Origin of the sequence: Nonomuraea guangzhouensis (assembly GCF_019396345.1) — a bacterium.
In the GTDB taxonomy this organism is placed as follows: Bacteria; Actinomycetota; Actinomycetes; order Streptosporangiales; family Streptosporangiaceae; genus Nonomuraea; species Nonomuraea guangzhouensis.
On the sequence record NZ_JAHKRM010000066.1, the window covers coordinates 1 to 23603 of the forward strand.

Consider the following 23603-nt stretch of genomic DNA (forward strand, 5'->3'; position numbering starts at 1 on the left):
GCGGCTGCATCGACATCAGTCCACCATCCTCTCACCGCTCGCAGACGAGGAACCGCGCGGCAGATCATCCTGATTCAGGACATCATCGGCTTCCCAGAAGACACGCCGAATTGGGCAACGGAGTCCTCAAGGTGGAGGAGCGCATCGCCGACGACATCATCGCGCAGATCCTGGCTAATCCGGCCAAGGGCATCGCCATGACGCTCCCCGGCGAGCTCGCACGCCAGCGTGTGCCCTCGGTACACGTGCCGACGTGGGATGACGTGCTCGCGGACTCGCCGTGGCTTCGCGCGGAAGCCTGATCACTCCTGGAAACCTTCCGTGCAAGGCTGACCAGCTACGTCGTCCTGCAGGATCTCGCCGAGCGCAGGTTCGCGGACCTGTCCGGCGGCGAGCGGCAGCGGGCCCTGCTCGTCAGGACGCTTGTCCAGGAGCCACTCCTGAGCTGTTGGACTCGGTCTTCGCGCCAAGGCCGCGATCGCCGCCCAGCCGCTCGCCAGCGGCGTTCTGATCGCGGCCGATCATCTCGCCTGAGGGATCGCCGGCTTCTCCGCGGGCGGCCCCCGCCGGCGGTCGGCTCAGCCGGCGATCGGCTCGTCCGCGAGGTACGGAGGCGCGGGGTCGTACTGCAGGTAGCGGCGCACCGCGCGCGCATGGTCGCGGCCGTGCAGGCGGCCGACCAGCCACAACGCGCTGTCGATCCCGGCGGACACACCCTGGCTGCTGATGAGCTTGCCGTCCACGACGTACCGGGCGTCACGCACGACGGTGACCTCGCCCCGCGACTCCAAGGCATCCTCGTACTTCCAGTGCGTGGCCATGCGGCGCCCGCGCCCGGGCCCCGCCGCGTGCACCAGAATCGCGCCCGTGCACACGCTGCTGACCCATTCGGCCTGCTCGGCGGTCTTGGCGATCCAGTTCGTCACTGCCTCGTTGCGCACCTGGACCTCGCGAGCGCCCCGGCCGCCCGGCACCAGCAGGACGTCGAGTGGCGGGTGGTCGTCAAGAGTGTGGTCAGGCAGCACCCGCATGCCCTTGGAGCAGCGCACGGGATCGAGGGCTTCGGCGATGAGCACCGCCGTGTCAGCGCCGCCGCGCAGCATCGACGAACAGGTGAACACCTCCCAGGGGGCGGCGAAGTCCAGCTCTTCGGATTCGTCGAAGATCAATAGTCCATAGGTGGTCATGGATGGTCTCACTTTCTGACGGTGGATCGGAAACGGTCGCGATAGTCGGACGGCGCGACCCCCAGGTGCCGGTGAAACATCCTGCGCAGGGTCTCGGCGGTGCCGAAGCCGCACCGGCGGGCGACGGTCTCAACGGGATCGTCGCCCTCGATCAGCGCGCGCCGAGCCGCCTCCATGCGTACGCGCTCGACATAAGCGCCGGGCGGGGTGCCGAGTTCGGCAGCGAATCGGCGCTGCAGGTGACGCGGGCTCAGCCCGGCGTGGGCGGCCAGGTCGGTGATGCCGTGCCGGGCGCCCGGATCGGCGTGGATGGCCGAGACCGCCGCGCGGATCGGGTCGCTGGAGGGTTGCGCCGACCACAGGGCCACGCTGAACTGGGACTGAGTGCCCGGCCTGCGCAGGAACAACACCATGTAGCGGGCGACCGACAACGCGACGTCCCGCCCCAGGTCCTCCTCCACCAGCGCGAGCGCCAGATCCATCCCGGCGGTCACCCCCGCCGACGACCATATGCGCCCGTCCCTGATGAAGATCGGATCGCTGTCGACCCGCACGTCGGGGAACTCTTCGCTGAGCTGCCGCGCGCGAACCCAGTGGGTCGTGACCCGGCGCCCGCTGAGCAGGCCCGCGGCGCCGAGGAGGAACAGCCCGCTGCAGACCGAGGTGACGCGGCGGGCGTCGGTGGCGGCGGTCGCGATCCAGCCGACCAGCGCCGGATCATGCCTGGCCTGATCGACCCCGGCTCCGCCGGCCACGACGAGCGTGTCGATGCCGGTGGGGTCGAGATCCGCGACGCCGTACTCCACATGCACCGACAGGCCACTCTCGGTCCGCACCGCCCCGGGGAAGGGCGCCACGAGCTGGCAGGCGTACTCGTTCTCCCCGGCCCGGCTCGCGTGCTGGAACACCTCGTACGGGCCGGTCAGGTCGAGTGACTGGAACCGGTCGAAAATCACGAAGACGATGCGACGTTGCTGCACACCATCAGCCTCCGGCCCGGCGGCCGATGGCGTCAACGACACGTAACCCACAGATCCCGCCATGGGGCACCGACAAGCCCAAATGCCGCTTCGGAGACCCAGCGGCAATGCCGTACCGGATCGCGGACTCGATTCGCGTGCGCCGGCGAAGAGTGAGTGATCAGGCCTTCTACCGATGGCCGTCGTCATCCACCCAGGAACAGCGTCTCGGGCGCGAAACGCGTGGAGTTCAGCGCCAGTTCGGTGTGCGGGATCGGCGGGTCATCGCATGTGTCGTTCACGGCGTTCTCTTCGAGGGTGCTTGGTCAGAACGGTCGCGCAGTCGCCGCAGGGCGAGCAGCCCGCCGATGGCGGGGATGGCGGCCCGCCAGCGGGCGCCGGATGAGGCGGTGGACGGGGCCAGTACCGTGGCGGTGATGACGGCGAGGTAGGCCGTGCCGTGCAGGGGGCCGACGAGGGAGGTGATCGCTTGGAGGCGGGTGGTGGCCAGGTTGATCAGCAGGACCAGCAAGGAGACGGACTCGACGGCCACCGCGATCCGCAGCGTGCGCATCACGGATCACGTCCTCGAGCCGGGACGTACGATCATCAGGACGACGACGACCGTCCACAGCAGGTTGTAGAGGCCGGCGAGCATGTGCAGCGTGCGCAGCCGGTCGCTCTTGCCGGGTTCGGCGAGCGCGTCGCGCTGACGCGGATAGATCTGCAGCGCGACGGCCACGGCGCGACTACGCCCTTCATGCGCTCGCGCCGTTTGGAGCCGCAGGACGCCTGGGGCGTCGGGTACGACCGATGGAACGCCGGTGATGACCGGGACATAGCGGGGGAACAGGCTCGTCGCGACCGCCGAGCCGCCGACGAACACGATGCCGGCCATGACATGCACCGACAGCAACAGGAGTTCCATGGCTCTCTTTCTCATGTTCGGCTGCCTGCTGCTCGGACGGCGAGCAGCAGGCTGTGTGGTTCCTCGGGCGAAGGCGCGCGGTCAGTCGTCCCAGCCGCTGGCTTCGAGGAAGTCATCCCAGGTCAGGTAGGGGGCCTCGGGATGCCGCTGGTGCAGGATCTCGCCCGGTAGGGTCATGGGCGGCGCCTTGCGCGGATCGGCGAGGCACTGCGCGATCATGGCGTCGGTCAGGGCGCGGGCGCCGCCCTGGCGGGGGTAGGCGGCGTGCACGCGATTGGCGTACCCGGTGGGCAGGTCGCTGGGACCACCGGTCAGGTCGATGCCGATGCCGGTCACGGCGATGGAGATCTCCGGCGGGCGGCGGCGGGCGAACACCGGCGAGTCGTGGATGCCGTAGGAGGTGTGCAGAGCGATGCCATCCCAGACGGTGTCGACGCGGGCGTCGGTGATGCCATGCTCCTCCAGGAAGCGGGCGGCGAAGTCGGCGCCGTCGACCTCGAAGCGCCGGCCGGTGTTGGCGCGTTCGGTCAGGCCCATGTCGTGCAGCACACAGATGAGGAACATGACCTCGGCGTCGTAGTCGCGGCCCGGCAGGCGCCTGGCCTGGGCGGCGACGGCCCGGCCGAACAGGAAGCCGCGCAGACTGTGGTTGCGCAGGTACGGCTGCTGGGCCTCCGTCACCAGGTGCAGGGCCGCCTTGGCGATACGGGAGACGGGAAAGGACAGGTCCGCGTACCCGCTCTCGGCTGCGGCGGCGGGTGTGCCGATCGCCAGGGCGGCAGCGCCGGCCAGGCCGGCTCCTAGCACGGTACGGCGATTCGGGGACGAGCTCACGTGGTCTCCTTTGGGGTGATGAAGGGATGGGAGGAGGTGCGAAAGCGCTGGCGACAGGCGGTCGGTGTGATGCCCAGGACCTTCAGGAACGTCCTGCGCATCGTTTCGTCGGATCCCAGACCGCACCTGCGGGCGATCGAGGCCACGCCGTCGGCCGTGGTCTCCAACAGGACCTGCGCGGCCTCGACCCGGATCCGCTCGACGTACTGGCCGGGGGTGAGCCCGACCTCGCGCCGGAACAGCCGCGTCAGATGGCGCTCGCTGACCACGACCTGGGCCGCCATCGCGGCCAGGGTGTGCTCCGCCGCGGGGTCGGCCGTGATCGCGTCCAGCAGGCGGCGCAGCCCCGGGTGACGCGTCGCGGGAACGGTCCCGCGCACGCTGAACTGCGACTGGCCGCCCGGCCGCTGCAGGAACACGACCATGTACTTGGCCACCGCCCGCGCGAGGTCCGGCCCGTGATCCTCTTCGACGAGGGCCAGCGCCAGATCGATGCCGGCGCTGACGCCGGCCGAGGTCGCGACCGGTCCGTCCCGGACGAAGATGGCGTCGGGCTCCACGGTGACCCGCGGGAACCGGGACCTCAGCTCGGCGCAGGCGGCCCAGTGCGTGGTGGCCCGCCGCCCGTCGAGCAGCCCGGCCTCCGCCAGCAGGAGCGCACCCGTGCACACCGACGCCACCCGGCGCGCGCGAGCGCCGATGTCCTGCAGCAGGTTCAGGTACGCCTCGCCGGGGCGGTCCCCGTCCGGCGGCGCGTATCCCGGCACCAGCAGGGTGTCGATCGACCCTGAGAGCTCGCCCAGGGCCAGATCGGCCCCGAGCGGCACGCCGACGTCTGTGCGCACCGGCCGCCCATCGAGGGAGGCGTGCCGGATGCGGTAACCGCCGGAGCCGTGCAGGATCTGCACCGGTCCCGCCACGTCCAGCAGCACCACACCGTCATAGACGGCGACCACCAGATCTTTCACGCCGACAAGCCTTGCGGCCTCGGCGAGAGGTCCACAAGGACAGCCATCCCACAGATCCGGACTTGCGGCACGTAGACGGCGTTCGTCCGCGAGAGGCTGCCGGCTCGTGGATGCGGGTCGATCCGCAGGCATTGACCATACTACGTTGAAAGAAGTATGGTCGCTGTCGCATTCAAGATCACCTCTTCATGGAGGCAGTTCATGAGCTTAGGCGGCATTCTCGCGTCCGCTCTCCTCGCCGGCACGATCATCGTGGCACCACCGCCGGCGCCCGCCGCGGCGAGCACCGCCGTCACGCTGGTCACCGGCGACCGTGTCGTGGTCACCGGTGTGAGCGTGCGCGTGGAACCCGGTCCAGGCAGGCAGACGGGATTCCTCCGTCAGGTGGTCGGGGGCCACCTGAACGTGATCCCGTTCGACGCCCGCCCCCTGCTCGCCCAGGGCGTCCTGGATCCACGGCTGTTCGACGTGACGCAACTGCTGCGATGGCGGTACGGCGACGCCGACAGGACCGACATCCCCCTGATCGTCCAGTCGGCGAACGTGCCGGGGGCACGGCCTCTCGCCGGGCTCGGTATGTCCACGCTCCAGGTCTCGAAGAAGAACGCCGCCCAGACCTGGAAGGACCTGACCGGCGGCGGCGCCCGGGCGCTGGCGGCGGGCAAGACGAAACTCTGGCTGGACGGCCTGCGCCTCTGGACTCTCGACAAGAGCGTCAAGCAGATCGGCGCCACCGAGGCCTGGAAGCAAGGCATGACCGGCAAGGGCGTCACGGTGGCGGTGCTCGACTCCGGCTACGACCCAGGTCACCCCGACCTCAAGGGCGTGGTCGCCCACGAACGGAACTTCTCCGACGAGCCTGACATCCGCGACAACGTCGGACACGGCACTCACGTCGCCTCCATCGTGGCCGGAGCCGGAGAGCAGTACCGGGGAGTCGCTCCCGGCGCGCAACTCGCCGTCGGCAAGATCGGCGGCCGCTTCGGCGCCAGGGACTCCGCGATCCTGGCGGGCATGGAGTGGGCCGCGACCGAGGTCAAGGCCAAGGTCGTCAACATGAGCCTGGGCAGCACCGACACCCCGGAACTCGACCCCCTCGAACAGGCGGTCAACACGCTGTCCAAGCAGACCGGCACGCTGTTCGTCATCTCCGCGGGCAACAGCGGCAACCGGGCCACGGTGACCAGCCCCGGCAGCGCCGACGCCGCCCTGACGGTCGGCGCGGTCGGCGACGACGACCAGATCGCGGCCTTCTCCAGCGAGGGTCCCCGCGAGGGCGACCACGCGATCAAGCCTGACATCACGGCCCCGGGCGTGGACATCATGGCCGCCGAAGCGGGCGGCACACACGTGGAGCACAGCGGCACCTCGATGGCCGCTCCGCACGTGGCGGGCGCCGCGGCCATCATGGCTCAGCGGCACCCCGACTGGTCCGGACAGCAGCTCAAGACCGCCCTCATGGGCAGCGCCGTCCCCACACCGGGCGCCACGCCGTACGAACAGGGCACCGGCCGGGTGGACCTCGTACGGGCCCTGGCCCAGCAGGTCATGGCCGAGCCCGCCAACGTGTGGGCCGCCTTCCCCTGGAACGACCAGGGCGAGCGCGTCTCGACCAAGACGATCACGTACGCGAACTCCGGCGACACCCCCGTCACCCTGGACCTCGGCACGCAGGGCGGTGAGGTGCTGAAGCTGTCCGCGCAACGCCTCGAGGTGCCCGCCAACGGCACGGCGTCGGTCACGCTGACCATCGACGCCAAGGGCAAGGCTCCGGGTGACTACCCCGGCGTCGTCACCGCCGTTTCGGGCCAGGGCGAGATCCGCACCCTGGCCGGCGCGTACGTTGAGCCGGAGTCCTACGACGTCACCATCACCGCCGTCGGCAGAGACACCGGCGAGCCCTCCGTCTTCGCCCAGCTCTACGACCCCGGGACCGGCGCCGTCCGGACGCCGGTCTTCCAGGGCGGCACGGCCAGGATGCGACTGCCGGAGGGACAGTGGAACCTCTACGCCGACATCTCCGGGCCCACCTCGCTGACGGTCACCCACACCAGCATCAGGATCGACAACGGCGACCAGCAGATCACACTGGACGCCCGCCAGGGCCGGCCGGCGCGCTTCAGCATCGACGACCCCACGGCCACGCCCAGGAAGATCACCGACTTCACCATAGGACTCGGCAAGTGGTCGCTCGGCTGGCGGAGCCCTCTCGACCCCAGCCAGGAGTTCTACGCCGTCCCCGTACGCGAGGACGGGCTGCGCTACCACCTGAGGTCCGTCTGGGACTCCACCAGCGGTTCCCTCTATGACCTGGTCGACCATCGCACCGGCGGGATCCCGGCGGACATGGGGCAACGAGCCAGGCGCGCGGAACTGGCGAAGGTGGAGGCGGCCTTCCTCGCTTCCGGTGTCGCGGCTCAGGGCCGGCCGCTTTTCGCCCCCAGGTTCGGCGACCAGCCGGGAGGCGAGTTCTCCGCGACGCTCCAGCAGGACGTGGCACTCCCCGGTACCGCGACCTACTACCGCACTACCGGGCTCACCTGGGACAGCTCCTGGGACACGGGCACGTCGAACGTGCGGGACGCCGGCAAGGTCATCAAGCGCGGCACCACGAAGGAGGTGTGGAACGCCGCCGTCATCGGTCCCTCGTTCACGCAACCGAACGGAACCCGCACAGGCGACCAGCTCTCCTTCGACGCAAGCCGCCTCTTCGCGGACGGCGCCGAGGGCCGGACCGGCGTGGATGACGCCGCCACTGGCACCGCGACCCTCACCAGCGGCGGCCGGACGATCGCCGAGACCGCGCTGGCCGACTGCCTGTTCAAGATCTGCGAGCTCACCGCCGCGCTGCCCGCGCAGCGGGCGGAGTACACACTCACCACGTCGATGCGCAGGCAGGTGCCGCACTCGACGCTGTCGTCGAGCGTGGAGTCAGCCTGGACCTTCACATCCGAGCGGACGTCCGAGGCCAAGCCGCTCCCGCTGTTCGCGGTCCGCTACGCACCGCGAGGTCTCGATTCGTTCAACCGTGCCCGTCCCGGCACGGTGAGCAGGGTGCCCGTCTGGGTGGAGCGCAACACCGGCGCGTCGCAGGCAAAGGTAACGTCGCTCAGGCTGGAGATGTCCTCGGACGACGGCGCGAACTGGCTGCCTGTGGCGAGCGTTCCGGCCGGATCCGGCTGGACGGCTGCCGTGCCCAACCCGCGCACGGCCGGATTCGTCTCCTTGAGGGTCACAGCGACCGACACGTCGGGCACGACCGTCAAGCAGACCGTCATCCGCGCCTACGCCGTCGGCTGACACGATCGACCGTGAATCGTGAAAGGGTCCGGGTCGCCGGGCCCTTTCACGTTCGGCACTGATCAGCCCGGCGTGCTGTTCAGACGCGAGGCAGGTCAGAGGCCGAACGAGCTCTGTTCAGCTACATCGAGGGTGCTGCGACCCACGTCGGCGCCACTCCGCAAACGGCCAGTTCAGCCCCGCCGAATACGAGCGCCGACACGCGCTCAAGCTGCGTGGTCGCAAGCCCTGACGTGTCTGCCCGTTCTCATCCATCGTGTCAGGGAGCCACCGAAGCGTGGTCCGTCTCGACACGTTATGTGACACCTACGGCCTGGCCGACGAGGTGATCGGCGATTCGGCCGGGGCTGCGGAGTCCGGCACCCCCGCGTAGTCGGGTAGCTCGACGCCGTTGATCGCGCGCCCGACCAGCTCGGTGAACCATTCGCCGGTGAAATCGGGGCTCGGCTCGGCGTCTGGCCCGGGGACGTCGCGGGTGCGGGCGTTCAACCGGCCGATCTCCTGGTTGGCCTCGACGAACGAGCGCATCCGCGCCTCGTAGCGGGCGAACCCGGCGTCGGGGTCCCATCCGGCGGCGGCCAGCTCTCCGGCCAGCAGGTAGGCGCCGACCAGCGCCAGCCCGGTGCCCTGCCCGGACATCGGCGAGGAGCTGAACGCCGCGTCCCCGAGCAGCCCCACCCGTCCACTCGACCAGCGGTCCATCACCACCTGGGCGACCTGGTCGAGGTAGAAGTCCGGGGTGTCGTCCAGGTGCGCGAGGATGCCCGGGGTCAACCAGCCCAGGCCCGCCATCCGCTCACGCAGCAGGACCTTCTGGGCCGCGATGTCACGGTAGTCGATGTCGAAGTCGGCCGAGGCGAAGTAGAACATGGCCATCGCCCGGGTGGCGTCCTGGATGGGCCGCAGGAGGGCGGAGCGCCCGGACTCCTGGTCCTGGTGCTCGAGCAGCCAGCGGTCCAGCCCGAACTCGTTGGGCACACTGTAGAAGGCCAGCACGTGCCCGAGGTGGCGCAGGAACCGCTCATGCGGCCCGAAGACCATCGCTCGCAGCTCCGAGTGCACCCCGTCGGCCCCGACCACCAGGTCGAAGCGCCGCCGGTCGCCGCCCGCGAAGACCACGTCGACCCCGTCCGCGTCCTGGGCGAGCCCCGCGATTCGGTCGCCGAAGACGTACTCGACGCCGTCGCGGGTGTCGTCGTAGAGCACCTGGGCCAGGTCCCCGCGCAGGATCTCGATGTCCGCGATGAACCCGTCGCCACCGTCGTCGTCGGCACGGAAGGTCTCCAGCACTTGCCCGTCCGCGTCCACGGTGTGCGCGCCGGCGGTGTCGGTGCACGCCGCGCGCACCGCCGCGTCCAGCCCCATGCGCCCGATGACCTCCTTGGCGACCCCGCGCGCGTCCACCGCCTGCCCGCCGGGACGCAGCTCGGGAGCCCGCTCCACCACGGTCACCTCGGCCCCGCGCCGGCGCAGCCAGTGGGCCAGCGCGGGTCCCGCGATGCTCGCCCCCGCCACCAACACCCTGGGACCGCTCGCCCGCGTCCCCTGCCCGCCAGTCCGGATGGTGTGCTCCTGCTTGGAGTCGTCGACGCTCATCACTGCCTCCATATGCTTCCGCCCGCGCTGGGACGTTCCCAGCACAGGACCACCGCTGTCGGTGTGTCCAGCCGTATCGACCACGGATCCGCACAAAACTCATCGGTACGGGGCTCAACGGTTCTGATCTTGAGGTGGTTGGTGACCGCGGTCGTGGCTCGGCCGCCAGCGCCAGACGCCGGGGGTGACAGGTACGGTAGTCCCCACGAGCCGGCCCGTGGGGGGACGCATGACCAGCGATCAGCTCGCCGGCGAGATCATGGACGTCCTGCCCCGTCGGCACCGGCCTGCCCGCCCGGGGCTGGAGCCGGCAGGCGTGCTCGACGAGGTCGTCCAGGCGTGGGCCGGCGGGCAGCCGTGACGCTGGACGGGCTTGAGCTGGCCCACCGCCGCACCAGCGCCGTCGGCCTGGGCGGTGCGCCGCCGGCCCCGTTCGCCGGCGCCGCCGAGGTGGTCGGCTGGTTCGGCGCGGTGCAGTCGCAGGACTACCACCCGGCGAAGTGGGCGGTCGCCCAGCGGCTCGGCCCCGGCGTCACCGACGTGGACCTCGATCGCGCGTTCGACGACGGCGTCATCCTGCGTACGCACGTGTTGCGCCCGACGTGGCACTTCGTGGCTCCCGCCGACCTGCGCTGGCTGCTGGAGCTGACGGCGCCGCGGGTGCACGTGCTCAACGCCTATGCCTACCGGCGGGGCGAGCTCGACGTCCCGCTGCTGCGCCGCACCACGGACCTGATCGCCGACGCCGTCGCCGGCGCGAACCACCTGACTCGCACCGAGATCGCGGCGTTGCTGGCCCGCCACGGCATCATCGCGGAGGGGTTCCGGCTCGGCTACATCCTCATCCACGCCGAACTGGAGCGGGTGATCTGCAGCGGTCCGCTGAGGGGGAAGCAGCACACGTACGCGCTGCTCGACGAGCGGGTCCCGCGGGCGGCGAGCCTTGAGCGCGAGGCGGCGCTGGCCGAGGTGGTCCGCCGGTTCTTCACCAGCCACGGTCCGGCGACGGCGAAGGACCTGGCGTGGTGGTCCAGCCTCACGCTCGCCGACATCGCCGCCGGGCTGTCACTCGCCGGCGAAGCGCTGGAGAGCACCGACGTCGACGGCGTCACCTACTGGTCCGCGCCGGTGGACGCCCCCGTGCCGGCCGGCTGCCCGTCGGTGCGGCTGCTGCAGGCGTACGACGAGTACATCGTCGGCTACCGGCAGAGCAGGCACCTGCTCGACCTCGGCGGCCTGGTGGCAGCGGCACCGGACAAGCTCGCCCTGCCGAACGGCGTCATCGTGGTCGACACGCAGGTGGCCGGCCGCTGGCGGCGCACGGTCCGGGCCGACGCCGTCGTGCTCGAAGCGGCGCTGTACCGGCCGTTCGGCGCCGCCGAGACCGCCGCGCTGCAGACCGCGGCCGACGAACTGGGCGTGTTCCTGGGCGCACGCGCTGTCGTCTCGGTGAGCCTGCTGTAATCGCATCCACGGTCCTGAACGCCCATCAACCGGCGGAGGCATCATGCGTAAAGGCATTGTGGTCACGGCACAACCCGGTGTGGAGGAACTGGCCGCGCAGGCCGAGGAACTGGGCTTCAGCAGCTTCTGGGTCTACGACACACCCATGCTCCACGGCGATCCGTTCGTAGCGCTGGGCTTGTGCGCGAAGGTCACCAGCCGTATCAAGCTCGGCGTCGGCGTGACCTCACCGGCCTTGCGGTCGTTGCCGGCTGCGGCGAGCGCGTTCGCCAGCCTCAACGCGCTGGCGCCAGGCCGGATCATCTGTGGCGTCGGCACCGGCAACACCGCCCGGCGCACCCTGGGAATGCCGCCGGCCACGACGGCCGAACTCGAGAGGTTCACCGCCGGGCTGCAGGATCTGTGCGCCGGAGGCACCGTCGAGTACCGCGAGGGTGACCGGGTCAGCGACATCCGGCTCCTGCATGCCGGGCAGCAGGTGAACACCACTGACCCCATCGAGTTCCTGGTGGCCGCGACCGGTCTGAAGGCCGCCGCCGTCGCCGGCCGTCGCGGCACCGGCATCATCTCCTTCGGCCTCCTGGATCCTGCGGCCTGGAGCGCGTTCCACCACGCTCGCCGGCAGGCCGCGGGCGCGCCGCGTGACGTCGACTCCTACGTCATGACCTCGCTGCACGTGCTCGACGAGGGCGAGGCCCCCTACGGCGACGCGGTCCGGGACGCGACGGGTCACCTCGTCATGTCGCTGTTGACGTTCGCCGCCGATGCACCCGCGTTCGCCGAACGGCTCGGTGTCGAGGAACGTGACGCGGTGCGGTCGCTCCTCGACCGGCGGGGCACCACGACCGTCGCGCCGGACCGGCACACCGCGCTCTACCCCCACTATCTGGGGCGCATCGCGCCGGCCGACCGGGACCTGATCCTGCCGTCGCTGATCGACGCGCTGGCCCTGGTCGGAACGCGGGACGACCTTCTCGCTCGCATCGCCACCCTGGAACAGCCGGGGTCAGCGAGATCGTCATTCAGCCGGTGATCGATCCATCGACGGAGATGGCCGAGCTCGCGAAGCTGACCACCTGAGCCGTTCGCCCTGTCAGGAACCGCGCCGAACCGTCAGGTTGAGGGACGCGCCGGACAACATCGAGCCCCAGCGACCTGACCGGCCGTTGACGAATCAAATGAATGGTCTTTTAATTCATTCATGGGGCGTATCGCCGGTGTCACCGCCGCTGAGACGCGGGTACGGCTGCTGCAGGCCGCCGCCGAGGTGTTCGCCGAGCGCGGGTACGAAGGCACGCGCGTGGCCGACATCGCCGCCGCCGCAGGGGTGAGCAACGGCGCGTTGTACGCGCACTTCGGGTCGAAGGCCGAGCTGATGGTGGCCGCGCTGCGCGCGCACGGGCCTCGTCTGATGGCGGATCTGTTCGCCGCCGATCCCGATCGGTCCATCGCGGAGCTGCTCGTCGTCGTCGGACGCCGGTTGCCTCGCCGTCGCGAAGCGTGCGGGTATCTCATCGTCGAGGCGTTGGTCGCGGCCCGCCGTGACGAGGAGGTCGCCCGGCCGATGCGTGACTACATCGGCGAGCGCGCAGACTGGCTCGCCGGGCTCGTGAGCGTCGGCGAGAGCGGCGGTGAGCTCGATCCCGCGCTGTCGCCGGACGCGCTCGCCCACTTCTGCCTCTTGATCGCGATGGGCAGCGCGCTCGTAACGCCGGATCTGCACGCGGTGAACGACGAGGAGTGGACCGCGTTGCTCACCCGGGTCGTCGCCGCCCTCGCGCCCACCGGGACCACAGCACAAACGGGAGCACAACAGTGAAAGTGCGGATCAGCTCCGAGCGGTGTCAGGGGCACGGTCGCTGCTACGACCTCGCGCCCGACCTGTTCGGCGAGGACGACGAGGGCTACGGGCAGGTCGTCGGCGAAGGCGTCGTGCCGTCGGACAAGCCGGACCAGGAGCGCGCGGCGCGCCTGGCGGTGTCCAACTGTCCCGAACGCGCCATAGAAATCCTCTAGGAGACTCGCATGACCGTCGACGACCGCTTCGGCCAGGACTACCGGGAGACGCTGGAAGGGCGGACCCAAGGTGTCCGCAACGAGATCATCACCGGCCCGGTCTCGGACTGGGCGACCGATTTCTCCCACGCCGAGCCCGAATGGGCGGCCGACCCGTACTCCATCCAGGACGAGTTGCGGGAGCGCTGCCCGATCGCGCACACCGAGCGGTTCGGCGGTGGGTGGCTGCCGACCCGCTACGAGGACGTCGCGGCCATCGCCTACGACACCGAGCACTTCTCGTCCCGGGCGATCGTCATGGCCAATTTCCGCCCACCCCCCGAGCTGGCGCCGGTGGGGGGTGTGCCGCCGATCTCCTCGGATCCGCCCTTCCACCACCACGCGCGCAAGTTGCTGCTGCCGGCGTTCACCAAGTCCGCTGTCGCCAAGCGGGAGGCCGCCACCAGAGCGTTCTGTCACACGCTCATCGACGCGCTGGAGGGGCAGGACGTCGTCGACGCCGCCCGTGACTATGCCCAGCACATCCCGATGCGGGTCATCGCCGAGATGCTCGGCTTCCCGCCTGAGGACGGACCGCGTTTCCGGGTGTTCATCGAGAACGCGCTCGAAGGGGTCAATCTGCCGCCGGAGGAACGCATCGCCCGGGCGCAGAAGCTGTTCGACTACCTGCTCACGCAGATCCGCGACCACGTCGACCACCCGCGTGACGACCTCACCAGCTATCTGATCAACGCCGAACTCGGTGGTCACAAGCTCGATCCGTCCCACGTGGCCGGCACGATGGCGCTGCTGCTCATCGCCGGCATCGACACGACGTGGAGCGCGATCGGCGCGTCGCTGTGGCACCTGGCCAAGACACCCGCCGACCGCGAACGCCTGGTCGCCGAGCCTGAACTGCTGCCGACCGCGATGGAGGAGTTCCTCCGGGCCTACGCCCCGGTCACGATGGCGCGGCTGGTCAAGGAGGACATGCATTGGCGCGGTGGTGACATGAAGGCCGACGACTGGATCCTGCTGTCGTTCCCGGCGGCCAACCGCGATCCGGCGCAGTTCGAGCGGGCGGGTGAAGTGGTCATCGACCGTGAGGTGAACCGGCACGTCGCGTTCGGGCTGGGCATCCACCGCTGTGTGGGCTCGCATCTGGCGCGCATGGAGTTGCGGGTCGCCCTCGAGGTCTGGCTGGAGCGGATCCCGGCCTTCGACCTGGCCGACCCGGCGGCCGTGACCTGGGCCACGGGCCAGGTCCGCGGTCCGCGTACCCTCCCGATCCGCATCGGCTGAGCGCGCCTGGGTGGCGGAGGCCTGCTCGGGCTGCTCATGTGCGACGCGTACACCACAGCAGCAGGTCAACCAGGCGGCGGCCGTCTGGTGACAGGCATCACGTGGACCCGCAGGAGGGCTCGGGGAGAGCACGTTCTCTGATTTTTTCTGTGAGAGTGTCGGATGGCGTCGAGGCCGTTCGTAGTCAAGGTGAGAGGCCGGCAACGGGCCGGTCGCCACTCACCGGAGGTCCACGATGTCCGACATCACCACCGTTCCCGCGAAGCCACTGGTCCCCGGCGGGCTGACCGCCGCGCGCCTAGTACAGGAGAACGTGAGCGCCACCCTGACTGTCGCCGTGCCCGCCGCGCGGGTGTTCGCGGTGCTGGCGGACCCGACGAGCCATGCTGCGATCGATGGCACCGGCTGGGTTCAGAAGGCTGTCAACCAGGGGCCGCTGACCGAGGTGGGGCAGCTTTTCCGGATGGACATGTATCACGCCTCCCGTCCGGACGGTGACTACCAAGTCGTCAACAAGGTTCAGGTGTTCGACGCGCCGCGCGCCATCGGCTGGCTGACGGGGTATGACAAGGGCGACGGTCAGCTGGAGTTCGGTGGCTGGATCTGGCGTTACGACCTTGCGCCGCTCGGTCCGTCCGAGACCGAGGTCACGCTCACCTACGACTGGTCGGCGGTGCCGCAGTCCATCCGGGAGTACATCCAGTTCCCGCCGTTCGGCCCTGAGCATCTCATCAACTCGCTGCACCACCTGGCCGAGCTGGTCTCCGGTGGGTGATGTCGTCGATCGTCAATCGCCGGGCTTGGTGAACTCCACGCCGTCGAACCGGAACACCGTGACGCGGCCGGGGTAGTCGGCGACCGCCAGGAGCCGGCCGTCGGCGGAGAAGCCAACCGCCTGGTACCAGCGCGACCACTCACCGGGTACAGCGAAGCGCGGCTCCAGCGGCTGTCCGGTCGCGACGTCGTAAACGATGACCGGGCCGCCAGAGCGGATGCCGGCGAGCAGGGTCCCGTCGGGTGACGGCGCGAAGTCCGCCAACCGCTCGTACCCGTCCCGCTCGCCCTCGATCGCCCAGCACAGGTCACCGGATTCCACCGAGACACCGAAGCACCCTGACGTCCCGCCGCTCGCGACGAGAATGTGCTCGGTCCCGTCGAACGCCAGCTTGTCGAACCGGCGGCTGATCCCCTGGTATCCCGCCGGGAAGGGGAACGGGGCGGCGAGCACTCGCTGACCGGTGTCGACATCCCAGATCTCGAGGTCGTACTCCGTATCGCGGTTGTCCGGGTCGTGGGTGAGGCCGAGGAGCCGGCCCGACGGCGACAGCGTGGCGGCGGTCTGGAAGGGCTTGCCCGCCGGAAGATCGAGGCACGAGTCGCCGTCCGGGCCCAGCACCCGCAGCGCGTGATCGTTGTCAACCACCAGCATTCGCCGGCGGGCAGTGTCCCAGTCCGGTCGGGTGTGGGGCAGGCGCTGGACGTGACCGGTGGCGAGCGTCACCCTGTAGCTCGCCTCCGCCATGCTGCTCGTGTTGCGGACGGTGAACGTCAGGTGCGAGCCGTCCGGTGCGAACGACACGGTGTGGATGAGTGAGTACTGATACGCCTCGGTGTACAGCACCTGGCGGGTGCCGGTCCGCAGGTCCACTGTCTGTACGTCGGCGCCGGCCTGACCGGGCTGGCCGGGGATGCCGCGGGCGACCGCGACGGTGTGGCCGTCCGGGTGGAGGGCGGTCGTGACGACGCCGTTCGTCGCCCGCGTCGTGCACTGGGCGACGACGTCGCCCGGTGCGGTCGCGGCGGCGTCGCGGAGCAGGGCGTAGCCGTCACGCATCTTCTCGGTGACGACCTTCTCCAGGGCCTCGCGTGCCGCGCGATTGTCATCGAACGGCTTCGTGCGCCCCTGAGGCTTCCCGGTGCCGGTCCACCAATTCCGGTGCAGCTCCACCCCGTCGACCCGGAGTTCCAGGTACTTGGGCTTCGAGGTACCGGGATGAGTCAGGAGAATATGATCACGATTCACACGCGGCATCGTCATCACTGTCATCGACAGGTGCGGAGCATGTTGAGCAAGGCCACCTTCTCCTTCCGCGTCACGAAGAGCCGGTAGTGATGCTTCACCGTGATCCATGAGGTGGCGTACCGGCACCAATAGGCGCGGCGGACGCCAGCTCTGCGGTCCCTGGCCGCCCTTGGCGATGTTGGCGGAGTGGCTGACCACGACCAGTTCGGGGCGGGTGAGGTCGTTGGCGAAGGCGCGCCGTCGTGCCTGGCTCCATTTGCCGGCGCCGGAGCGCCAGGCGTACGACAGCGGTACGACATGGTCGACGTCCACCTGCTTCTCGCTCTTCAGCCGCTTACCGTCGTACGGGCTGTACCAGACGCCCTTGATCGGCTGGCAGGCCGCGTTCCTGCGCACGTGTCGCCCGTCGCGGGCCAGGACCACTTCTCGGGTCCCGCACCTGCCCTTGTGGTGTGCCCATCGGGGCTGGAAGCGCCGGTGGCTGTAACCGCGGATCGACAGGGGCCTGGCGACTTTCAACTGGGCCAGCATTCTGCGGGCCATCGCCTCGGCACCGGCCTGTGGCCGCTTGCCGGCGTCGGCGGCCGCCTGTGGGGGAGCGGTGACAGCGGCGATCGGGAGGGTCAGCAGGGTGAGTGCGGCGACTTGGACCGGCCGCCTCGAGAAGATCATGGTTCCAGCCATACCAGTCACTCCCCGCCGACGGCAGTGATATTCAAGAACACGACTTACTCCCCAAAGCGGAACTCGGCCCGCAGGCCCGCCGGTGCCAGGCGCCCGCAGAACTCGGGTTCCGCCGCGACCGCGTTCGGCGCGTGTACGTGAAAGCGCTGGGCGATACGGGATGTGGCGAGGGTGAGCTGGCGCATCGCCACCGCGGCGCCGAGGCAGTAGCGGGAGCCGGCCCCGAACGGCAGGTACGTGCCAGGCGCCGGCCGCGCCGTCTCCCACCGAGCCGGGTCGAACTCGTCCGGCTGCGACCACCAGCGAGGGTCGCGGTGGATCAGGAACGCGGTGCACAGCACCTCGTCTCCCGGTCGCAGCCGCCACTCGCCGAGCGTGACGGCGGTGCGCGCGACCCTGGTCATCATCCATGCCGGCGGAGACAGCCGGAGGATCTCCTTGACCACGGCCTCGGCCAGCGGAAGACGCCCATGCGGCGCGGCTTCGGCCGGCGGCGCGGCTTCGGCCGACGGTGCGGCCCCGGCTGACGGTGCGGCTCCGGCTGACGGTGCGGCTCCGGCCGGCGGCCCCGCCTCGTCCGCGAGGTCGGCGGCCAGGCGCGGGCGGATCGCGAGTTCGCGGACGATGGAGGTCAACGCCGCCGCGGGAATGCCGTGCCCGCCGACCAGAATGCTCCACAACGTGGTGGTCACCGACTTGTCGGTCATCGCCGGATGCGCGCCGAGCAGTACGTCGAGCAGGTCGCGAGGTGGCCGCCGGGCGGGCTCGGCGCGTCTGGCGGCGACCAGCCGGGTCAGCGTCTCCATCGTGCGGCGGTGGACGCGGACGAATCGGCGGTTACGCGGCGACGGAACCCACGCGGGGAGCTGGTAGTCGGCGTCCTCGAACGGCAGCAGCGCCGCGTGGTTGGCCGCGAGCAGTTCGGGGATGCCCGCCGCGTCCTCGCCGAGGCACAGTTCGGCCACGGCGTGCCCGGCGAAGTCGAGCATCACCGGCAGTACGTCGACGTCGCGGCCCGCCGTCCGGTCGAGCACGGCGTCCAGAATCGCGACGATCCGGGCGTCCATCCCCGAGGCCGCGGCATCGGCGAGGGCGGGGCGCACCACGCGGCGCGCCCGCATCCACGGGCTGATCATCTCGCCGGCCGCGTGCAGCGCCGACGAGCCGGCGAACGGCCCCAGTTCCGTGACGTAGTCGTGGTTGGTAGCGGTCAGAACCTGGTGGGTGAGCTGCGGGTCGATGGTGAAGACGGTCCGGTCGTCGAAGGAGAACACGTCGCCGTATTCACGATGATGGCGGCGTAGGAAAGCGATGCGGTCCTTGTCGTACTCGACGACATTGCCCAGCAGCCAGTGGCCGCGAGGCCCTGGTGGGCGTGCCGTGTTCAACTGATGGAGGTCTGTTTACTTGCCGTGATGGTAGGGCCAGTAAATGTATCGGCCGCTGACTCGAACCTTGCCGACAAGGCGGGCGGCCACATGACGCAGCAGGCGCACGACTTTCTCACCGTCCTCACTGATCGAAGCGGATGACGTGACTATGAATCACGTTTTTTGCCAGGTCAATGGCCAGGTGGCGGGGGCTGTTTTCGGCTATGTCGTTATCAACCTTTCGACCGCTCGGCCCCTGTAACGGCTGCGGCCCGCATAGTAGTTTGCTTCAGTGCTGAAATCATGGCTACGACGCAAGGTCGTTTGGTTAGCCGTCGCCGGAGTCGTCGCCGCAGGGTCGCCATTCGCGTACGCCTCGGATTCGCGTACCCCCGCCAATGCCGTCATTGTCTGGGACGGCAATGCCCAGACCGCGATCTGGGACGTCGCCGGTCAGCAGCCGCAAGTTCAGGCGCGCAGTTTCGCGATGGTGCACGGAGCCGTTTACGACGCGGCGAACGCGATCGCCGGCACCCCCTATCAGCCCTACCTGATCGCCCCGGCCGCCAACGGCGCCGAGTCGACGGAAGCGGCCGTCGCGACCGCGGCCTTCCGCGTGCTGGACGCGCTGTTCCCGGCTCAGCGGGCGAGGTTGACGACGCAGTACGACGAGTCGCTGGCCACCATTCCCGATGGCGCCGCGAAGCGACGCGGGATCACCGTGGGCGCTCAGGCGGCCGATGCGATGATCGCCGCCCGGAAGAACGACGGGGCGTTCGGCAGCCAGACCTGGACCGTCGGCACCCAGCCCGGCCAGTGGCGGCCGGCGCCGCCCACCTACGCCTCCGACGGGGCATGGGTCGGCCACGTCAAACCGTTCCTCATCCCCAGCGCGTCCATGTTCCGCACGTCCGGCCCGCCATCGCTCACCAGCCCCCGGTACGCCCGGGACTTCAACGAGGTCAAGACGATCGGCTCGGCGACCAGCATACTCAGGACGGCCGACCAGACGCAGGCCGCGATCTGGTGGCACGACCGGCATCTTGCCGAATGGGGGATCAAGCGGCAGCTCGCGACGACGCAGCGACTGAACACGCTCCAGACGGCGCGGATGTTCGCGATGGCCGACCTGGCCGAGGCCGATGCCACGATCGCCTGCTTCAACGAGAAGGCGGCGTGGAGCTTCTGGCGGCCGGTCACCGCGATCCAGCTCGCCGACACCGACGGCAACCCGGACACGGTGGCCGACCCCGACTGGATGCCGTTGCTCGTGACGCCGCCGCACCCCGACTTCACGTCCGGACACGCCTGTTTCACCGCCGCGAGCATGTCGGCGTTGGCGTACTTCTTCGGCCGGGACGACATCTCCTTCAGCGGGTACAGCGCAGACTCGGGCACCACCCGGCACTTCCGCGGCTTCTCGCAGGCGCTCGCCGAGGTCGTCGACGCCCGCGTGTGGGGCGGCATCCATACCCGCACGGCCGACGTCCAGGGCGCGAAGATCGGCGGCCAGGTCACCGCCTACATGGCCGGACACTACTTCCGCCCGAAGAGGTGATGACCCAGGCGCCGCACATCAACTGACGCTGCCTGGAGCCCAGAAGCGCTCGTAGTTGCCGACCGTCGACAGCGAGCGTGGTTCGGCCCGATCGAGGTACAGGACGCCGTTCAGGTGGTCGGTCTCGTGCTGGGCGATCCGCGCCGGCCAGCCGGACAGCTCCACGTCGTACGCGCGCCCGCCACCGTCGAGAGCCGACAGCCGGACCCGCGCGTGGCGCGGCACGACGGCGGTCAGCCCCTCGACGCTCAGGCATCCCTCGTAGAAGGCGTAATAGCGGGACTCCAGGGGAGTGACGACGGGATTGACGAGCTCCAGCGGAGGCTGGGGCACGCGCCCCCGCTCCGTGGCGATCTCCGGCGGCACGTCGGCGGGGTCCTCGATGACGGCCAGCGCCAGCGGGATGCCGATCTGCGGCGCGGCGAGTCCCACCCCGACGCCCGGCAGGTGCCGGAACATCGCGTCGAGCAGCTCGCGCAGCAGGCCGTCGGGCAGCTGGCCGTCGTACGGCTCGGTCGGGCGGCGCAGCACGGGGTCGCCGGCCTGGGTGATGGACCAGGGCCGGGGCGCCGCCAACAGGGCGTGCACCCGCTCGGCCAGCTCCTCGCCGCCAACCGCGCCTGCGCGCGGGCCCTCGTGGTTCATGCGCAAGGGGTCCTTTCGGTCAGTAGTCGCTCAGCAGACGGTAGAGCACGCGCGTGCCGAAGCGCAGCGCCTGGACCGGCGCCCGCGTGCCGCCTCCCGAGGCCACCGCACCATCGGCCGCCCAGGTCGCGGCCCTCGCCTCCGGCGTTCCGACCCCTATTCCCGATCGGGAAGGTCTTGATTTGTGAAGGAGATCACTCTTATAGTCGGAATGATGCACCTTTCGTACGACTTAGACAGCTTGTGAGGTTTTCCGTCCTGTCGGTGTGGCTGGTTGAGCGGCTGCACATCGATCTCTGCCGTCTGACCGGGTCCATCTGTCGCTGATCGCGCTCCGACGTAGCGCTTGATCCCCTCGACCCATCTACCACCCCCTTTTCGCATGCCCTCTCAGGCATGCCGATTTTCGGAGCCTTCCTCATCGTGAAGAGATTCTCTTTTTCCCTGCAGTTGCTGCTGGGCCTGGTCGTGGGCGTGGCCCTCGGCTTCGCCGCCCGCATCTGGGACCTCGCCTGGCTGGCCACCACCCTGACCGAAGTCGGATCGATCTTCGTCCAGCTGCTCAAGCTGGCCGTGCCGCCGCTGGTGTTCACCGCCGTCGTGGTCAGCGTCGCCAACCTCCGCAACGTCAACGGCGCGGCTCGACTGGCGGGCAAGACGTTGTTCTGGTTCCTGGCCACCGGGCTGATCGCCGTCATCGTCGGCATCGCCCTCGGCTTGATCATCAACCCCGGTAAGGGCGTCACCCTGAGCACGGCGGGCGCGAAGGCACCCGAGCACGTCGGAACCTGGGTCGACTTCATCACCGGCATCATCCCGACGAACATCGTCACGGCGTTCACCGAGCTCAACGTCCTCCAGATCGTCTTCCTGGGGATCGTCCTCGGTGCGGCGGCCATCGCGATCGGCGAGAAGGCCGAGCCGTTCCTCACCTTCAGCCGCTCGATCCTCGAACTGGTCCAGAAGGCGCTGTGGTGGGTCATCCGCCTGGCCCCCCTCGGAACCGCCGGTCTGATCGGCAAGTCGGTCGCCACGTACGGATGGGACCTGCTCGCGCCGCTGGCCAAGTTCGGTCTCGGCGTCTACATCGGCTGCTTCATCGTCCTGCTGGCCGTCTACCCGACGCTGCTCGCGCTGGTCGGCAAGGTCAGCCCGATCACGTTCTTCCGCAACGCGTGGCCCGCGATCGAGCTGGCCTTCGTCTCCCGCTCCTCGGTCGGCACGCTGCCGCTGACGCAGAAGGTGACGATCGAGCGTCTGGGCGTCGACCGCGACTACGCCTCCTTCGCCGTGCCGTTCGGTGCGACCACCAAGATGGACGGCTGCGCCTCGATCTACCCGGCGCTGGCGGCGATCTTCGTGGCGCAGGTGTTCAACGTGCCCCTGGGCGTCGGCGAGTACGTGCTCATCGCGTTCGTCTCCGTCGTCGGCTCGGCCGCGACAGCCGGTCTGACCGGCGCGATCGTCATGCTCACACTGACGCTGAGCACGCTGGGCCTGCCGCTCGAGGGCGTCGGCCTGCTGCTGGCCATCGACCCGATCCTCGACATGATCCGCACCGCGACCAACGTGGCGGGGCAGATCGTGGTGCCGCTCCTCGTGGCCCGAGGTGAGGGCCGGATCGACGAGGCGGTGCTCAACGCTCCGCCGCAGCCGCTCGACGAGGCTCCGGCGAGCGCGCCGCGCCCCTCCGGCGAACCGGCGATCGCTTAACCAGCCTGACCAGCCCGACCAGCAGCCGGGGCGGCCCACGCGAGGGCCGCCCCGGCTGTTCTTGTTCCGGTCAGGTTCTCACGATGGCGGCGCTGTCGATCCCGTTCCACGCGAGGTTGGCGTTGTCCAGCAGGAGCTTGTCCACGTCGATGGAGTGCTCGCTGGCGTCCGCCGGGTCGGCGACCTTGAACGTCGTGGGATGGACGGAGCCGTCGGCGTGCACCACACCGCCGTAACCGGTGATGGTCAGATAGTGCCGGAGGAAGGGCGTGGAGCTGTTCCACCACGGCAGTTTGCCGGGGATCACGAGGACCATCACCGGTCTGCCGCGCGACAGGGACGTGACGATCCGCTGGATGCCCGCCTCATACGTCTGGCCGTTGGAGACCGCTATCTCCTCCCACTTGTACTGCCAGTCGGAGGCCGGGATGTAGGAGTTGATGGCGGCGGGGATCCTGCCCGGCAGGGTGGCGCCGAACAGCGTGTCGCCCGTCTGCAGCTTGTCGGCCAGCTCCGACTGCGGCGGAGCCGAGATGCCGATGGTGGCGAGCGTGGTCTGCACGGCGCCCGGGCCGCACCAGTTGTCGCGCTCCTGCTGCTTGGCCGACAGTCTCATGTCCAGGGCCCGGACCGGGAGCTGCCACGTCCCCGCGATGCCGAACTTGGCCTCGGTGACGACGTAGGGGCGCCTGAGGTCGGTGAACGCGGTGTAGCACGCCCGGCTGGCGTTCGTGGTCATCGTCGGGCACGAGTCGGAGATGTCCGGGCCGCCGCCGCCGAACCAGAGCCGCAGATTGACCTGGAAGTTGGTGTACGCGCCCGGGTTGATGAAGGCGACGGCGCGAACCTGGGTGCGGTTCCCGTTGAACTCGAGGCACACCTGGTAGGCGGTGCCGTTGTGGACGCGGGTCTCGCTGCAGGTGGTGTTCAGCGTGGTCGGGTATTCGTGCCAGATTCCCGCCTGCGCGGGGAGCGCCGGGACGGTGATGACCGCGAGCGCCGCTCCCATCAGGATCGTGAGTAATGCTCTGACCATTCTTTGCACGGGCATGCTTCCTCGTATATCGGTTCAGGCCG

At 69.7% G+C, this 23603-nt stretch carries 23 protein-coding genes; 12 read left to right on the plus strand and 11 right to left on the minus strand.

The annotated features are described in order from the left end of the window. On the plus strand, window positions 1-302 hold a 302-nt coding region (locus tag KME78_RS61520), incomplete at its 5' end, for a hypothetical protein (protein WP_219539560.1). A 276-nt stretch (window positions 303-578) separates the two neighbouring features. Here KME78_RS61520 and KME78_RS61525 read toward each other — a convergent pair. The 6 genes from KME78_RS61525 to KME78_RS61550 all read right to left on the minus strand — a co-directional run bounded on the left by KME78_RS61525 (window position 579) and on the right by KME78_RS61550 (window position 4876). After that, window positions 579-1187: a DJ-1/PfpI family protein gene (locus KME78_RS61525; RefSeq protein ID WP_219539561.1), complete on the minus strand. Its 609-nt coding sequence runs from the start codon at window positions 1185-1187 to the stop codon at window positions 579-581. An 8-nt stretch (window positions 1188-1195) separates the two neighbouring features. Next, window positions 1196-2167, minus strand: coding sequence for a GlxA family transcriptional regulator (locus KME78_RS61530; RefSeq protein WP_219539562.1), 972 nt, complete (start codon window positions 2165-2167; stop codon window positions 1196-1198). A 277-nt stretch (window positions 2168-2444) separates the two neighbouring features. Continuing rightward, a complete protein-coding gene (locus tag KME78_RS61535) occupies window positions 2445-2720 on the minus strand; it encodes a DUF3817 domain-containing protein (RefSeq protein ID WP_246655009.1) in 276 nt (91 codons plus the stop codon). A gap of 6 nt (window positions 2721-2726) precedes the next feature. Then, window positions 2727-3089: a hypothetical protein gene (locus tag KME78_RS61540; protein WP_308127594.1), complete on the minus strand. Its 363-nt coding sequence runs from the start codon at window positions 3087-3089 to the stop codon at window positions 2727-2729. 66 nt (window positions 3090-3155) lie between these two features. Beyond that, window positions 3156-3908, minus strand: coding sequence for an HD domain-containing protein (locus tag KME78_RS61545; RefSeq protein ID WP_219539564.1), 753 nt, complete (start codon window positions 3906-3908; stop codon window positions 3156-3158). Further along, on the minus strand, window positions 3905-4876 hold the full coding sequence (locus KME78_RS61550) for a GlxA family transcriptional regulator (protein WP_308127595.1): 972 nt from the start codon (window positions 4874-4876) through the stop codon (window positions 3905-3907). The genes KME78_RS61545 and KME78_RS61550 overlap by 4 nt, the downstream gene beginning before the upstream one ends. 201 nt (window positions 4877-5077) lie before the next feature. Here KME78_RS61550 and KME78_RS61555 point away from each other — a divergent pair, with 201 nt between their 5' ends. Further along, complete coding sequence (locus KME78_RS61555) at window positions 5078-8176, plus strand: S8 family serine peptidase (protein WP_219539566.1); 3099 nt, start codon at window positions 5078-5080, stop codon at window positions 8174-8176. A 306-nt stretch (window positions 8177-8482) separates the two neighbouring features. On the opposite strand, the gene KME78_RS61560 is transcribed toward KME78_RS61555, so the two are convergent. Beyond that, window positions 8483-9772: an FAD-dependent monooxygenase gene (locus KME78_RS61560; protein ID WP_219539567.1), complete on the minus strand. Its 1290-nt coding sequence runs from the start codon at window positions 9770-9772 to the stop codon at window positions 8483-8485. Window positions 9773-10001: 229 nt separating this feature from the next. On the opposite strand from KME78_RS61560, the gene KME78_RS66920 reads away from it, so the two are divergent. The 7 genes from KME78_RS66920 (at window position 10002) to KME78_RS61590 (ending at window position 15308) form a co-directional block, all read left to right on the plus strand. Next, complete coding sequence (locus tag KME78_RS66920; RefSeq protein WP_281429219.1) at window positions 10002-10133, plus strand: hypothetical protein; 132 nt, start codon at window positions 10002-10004, stop codon at window positions 10131-10133. Beyond that, window positions 10112-11236 (plus strand): winged helix DNA-binding domain-containing protein, encoded by a 1125-nt coding sequence (locus tag KME78_RS61565; RefSeq protein ID WP_219539568.1) that lies wholly within the window; start codon window positions 10112-10114, stop codon window positions 11234-11236. Before KME78_RS66920 ends, KME78_RS61565 begins: the two co-directional genes overlap by 22 nt. A 43-nt stretch (window positions 11237-11279) precedes the next feature. Next, on the plus strand, window positions 11280-12269 hold the full coding sequence (locus tag KME78_RS61570; protein ID WP_219539569.1) for an LLM class flavin-dependent oxidoreductase: 990 nt from the start codon (window positions 11280-11282) through the stop codon (window positions 12267-12269). A gap of 168 nt (window positions 12270-12437) precedes the next feature. Further along, entirely contained in the window at window positions 12438-13055 is a 618-nt protein-coding gene (locus KME78_RS61575; RefSeq protein ID WP_219539570.1) for a TetR family transcriptional regulator, read from the plus strand. After that, window positions 13052-13252, plus strand: a complete 201-nt coding sequence (locus tag KME78_RS61580) for a ferredoxin (RefSeq protein ID WP_219539571.1) — start codon at window positions 13052-13054, stop codon at window positions 13250-13252. The genes KME78_RS61575 and KME78_RS61580 overlap by 4 nt, the downstream gene beginning before the upstream one ends. A gap of 9 nt (window positions 13253-13261) precedes the next feature. Continuing rightward, window positions 13262-14533, plus strand: coding sequence for a cytochrome P450 (locus KME78_RS61585; RefSeq protein WP_219539572.1), 1272 nt, complete (start codon window positions 13262-13264; stop codon window positions 14531-14533). 235 nt (window positions 14534-14768) lie between these two features. Next, window positions 14769-15308 (plus strand): SRPBCC family protein, encoded by a 540-nt coding sequence (locus tag KME78_RS61590; protein WP_219539573.1) that lies wholly within the window; start codon window positions 14769-14771, stop codon window positions 15306-15308. A 12-nt stretch (window positions 15309-15320) separates the two neighbouring features. Here KME78_RS61590 and KME78_RS65795 read toward each other — a convergent pair whose 3' ends face one another. Beyond that, on the minus strand, window positions 15321-17228 hold the full coding sequence (locus KME78_RS65795) for a GmrSD restriction endonuclease domain-containing protein (RefSeq protein ID WP_246655007.1): 1908 nt from the start codon (window positions 17226-17228) through the stop codon (window positions 15321-15323). Window positions 17229-17284: 56 nt separating this feature from the next. Further along, window positions 17285-18628: a cytochrome P450 gene (locus KME78_RS61605; protein ID WP_219539575.1), complete on the minus strand. Its 1344-nt coding sequence runs from the start codon at window positions 18626-18628 to the stop codon at window positions 17285-17287. A 274-nt stretch (window positions 18629-18902) separates the two neighbouring features. Between KME78_RS61605 and KME78_RS61610 the strand changes: the two genes are divergently transcribed. After that, window positions 18903-20168 carry a vanadium-dependent haloperoxidase gene (locus KME78_RS61610; RefSeq protein ID WP_219539576.1) on the plus strand — a complete coding sequence of 422 codons (1266 nt, stop codon included), beginning with the start codon at window positions 18903-18905 and terminating at the stop codon, window positions 20166-20168. Between the two features lie 18 nt (window positions 20169-20186). Here the strand turns inward: KME78_RS61610 and KME78_RS61615 are convergent, their stop codons facing one another. Continuing rightward, the gene (locus KME78_RS61615) at window positions 20187-20813 is read right to left on the minus strand and encodes a peptide deformylase (RefSeq protein WP_219539577.1); all 627 of its coding nucleotides are present in this window, start codon (window positions 20811-20813) and stop codon (window positions 20187-20189) included. Between the two features lie 264 nt (window positions 20814-21077). Between KME78_RS61615 and KME78_RS68365 the strand changes: the two genes are divergently transcribed. Together KME78_RS68365 and KME78_RS61620 are read left to right on the plus strand one after the other, a co-directional pair. After that, window positions 21078-21140 (plus strand): putative leader peptide, encoded by a 63-nt coding sequence (locus tag KME78_RS68365; protein ID WP_372455138.1) that lies wholly within the window; start codon window positions 21078-21080, stop codon window positions 21138-21140. Between the two features lie 69 nt (window positions 21141-21209). Beyond that, the gene (locus KME78_RS61620; RefSeq protein ID WP_219539578.1) at window positions 21210-22526 is read left to right on the plus strand and encodes a dicarboxylate/amino acid:cation symporter; all 1317 of its coding nucleotides are present in this window, start codon (window positions 21210-21212) and stop codon (window positions 22524-22526) included. A gap of 70 nt (window positions 22527-22596) precedes the next feature. Here KME78_RS61620 and KME78_RS61625 read toward each other — a convergent pair whose 3' ends face one another. Next, window positions 22597-23577: a C39 family peptidase gene (locus tag KME78_RS61625; RefSeq protein WP_219539579.1), complete on the minus strand. Its 981-nt coding sequence runs from the start codon at window positions 23575-23577 to the stop codon at window positions 22597-22599. Between the last annotated feature and the right edge of the window lie 26 nt (window positions 23578-23603).

Bases quoted from the DNA above. Each gene is read 5' to 3' on its own strand.
- KME78_RS61540 (WP_308127594.1), bottom strand. From the start codon at position 3,089: ATGAGAAAGAGAGCCATGGAACTCCTGTTGCTGTCGGTGCATGTCATG.
- KME78_RS61525 (WP_219539561.1), bottom strand. From the start codon at position 1,187: ATGACCACCTATGGACTATTGATCTTCGACGAATCCGAAGAGCTGGAC.
- KME78_RS61535 (WP_246655009.1), bottom strand. From the start codon at position 2,720: ATGCGCACGCTGCGGATCGCGGTGGCCGTCGAGTCCGTCTCCTTGCTG.
- KME78_RS61575 (WP_219539570.1), top strand. From the start codon at position 12,438: ATGGGGCGTATCGCCGGTGTCACCGCCGCTGAGACGCGGGTACGGCTG.
- KME78_RS61625 (WP_219539579.1), bottom strand. From the start codon at position 23,577: ATGCCCGTGCAAAGAATGGTCAGAGCATTACTCACGATCCTGATGGGA.
- KME78_RS61620 (WP_219539578.1), top strand. From the start codon at position 21,210: ATGCCGATTTTCGGAGCCTTCCTCATCGTGAAGAGATTCTCTTTTTCC.
- KME78_RS61570 (WP_219539569.1), top strand. From the start codon at position 11,280: ATGCGTAAAGGCATTGTGGTCACGGCACAACCCGGTGTGGAGGAACTG.
- KME78_RS61585 (WP_219539572.1), top strand. From the start codon at position 13,262: ATGACCGTCGACGACCGCTTCGGCCAGGACTACCGGGAGACGCTGGAA.
- KME78_RS61615 (WP_219539577.1), bottom strand. From the start codon at position 20,813: ATGAACCACGAGGGCCCGCGCGCAGGCGCGGTTGGCGGCGAGGAGCTG.
- KME78_RS61555 (WP_219539566.1), top strand. From the start codon at position 5,078: ATGAGCTTAGGCGGCATTCTCGCGTCCGCTCTCCTCGCCGGCACGATC.
- KME78_RS61590 (WP_219539573.1), top strand. From the start codon at position 14,769: ATGTCCGACATCACCACCGTTCCCGCGAAGCCACTGGTCCCCGGCGGG.
- KME78_RS61560 (WP_219539567.1), bottom strand. From the start codon at position 9,772: ATGAGCGTCGACGACTCCAAGCAGGAGCACACCATCCGGACTGGCGGG.
- KME78_RS65795 (WP_246655007.1), bottom strand. From the start codon at position 17,228: ATGATCTTCTCGAGGCGGCCGGTCCAAGTCGCCGCACTCACCCTGCTG.
- KME78_RS66920 (WP_281429219.1), top strand. From the start codon at position 10,002: ATGACCAGCGATCAGCTCGCCGGCGAGATCATGGACGTCCTGCCCCGT.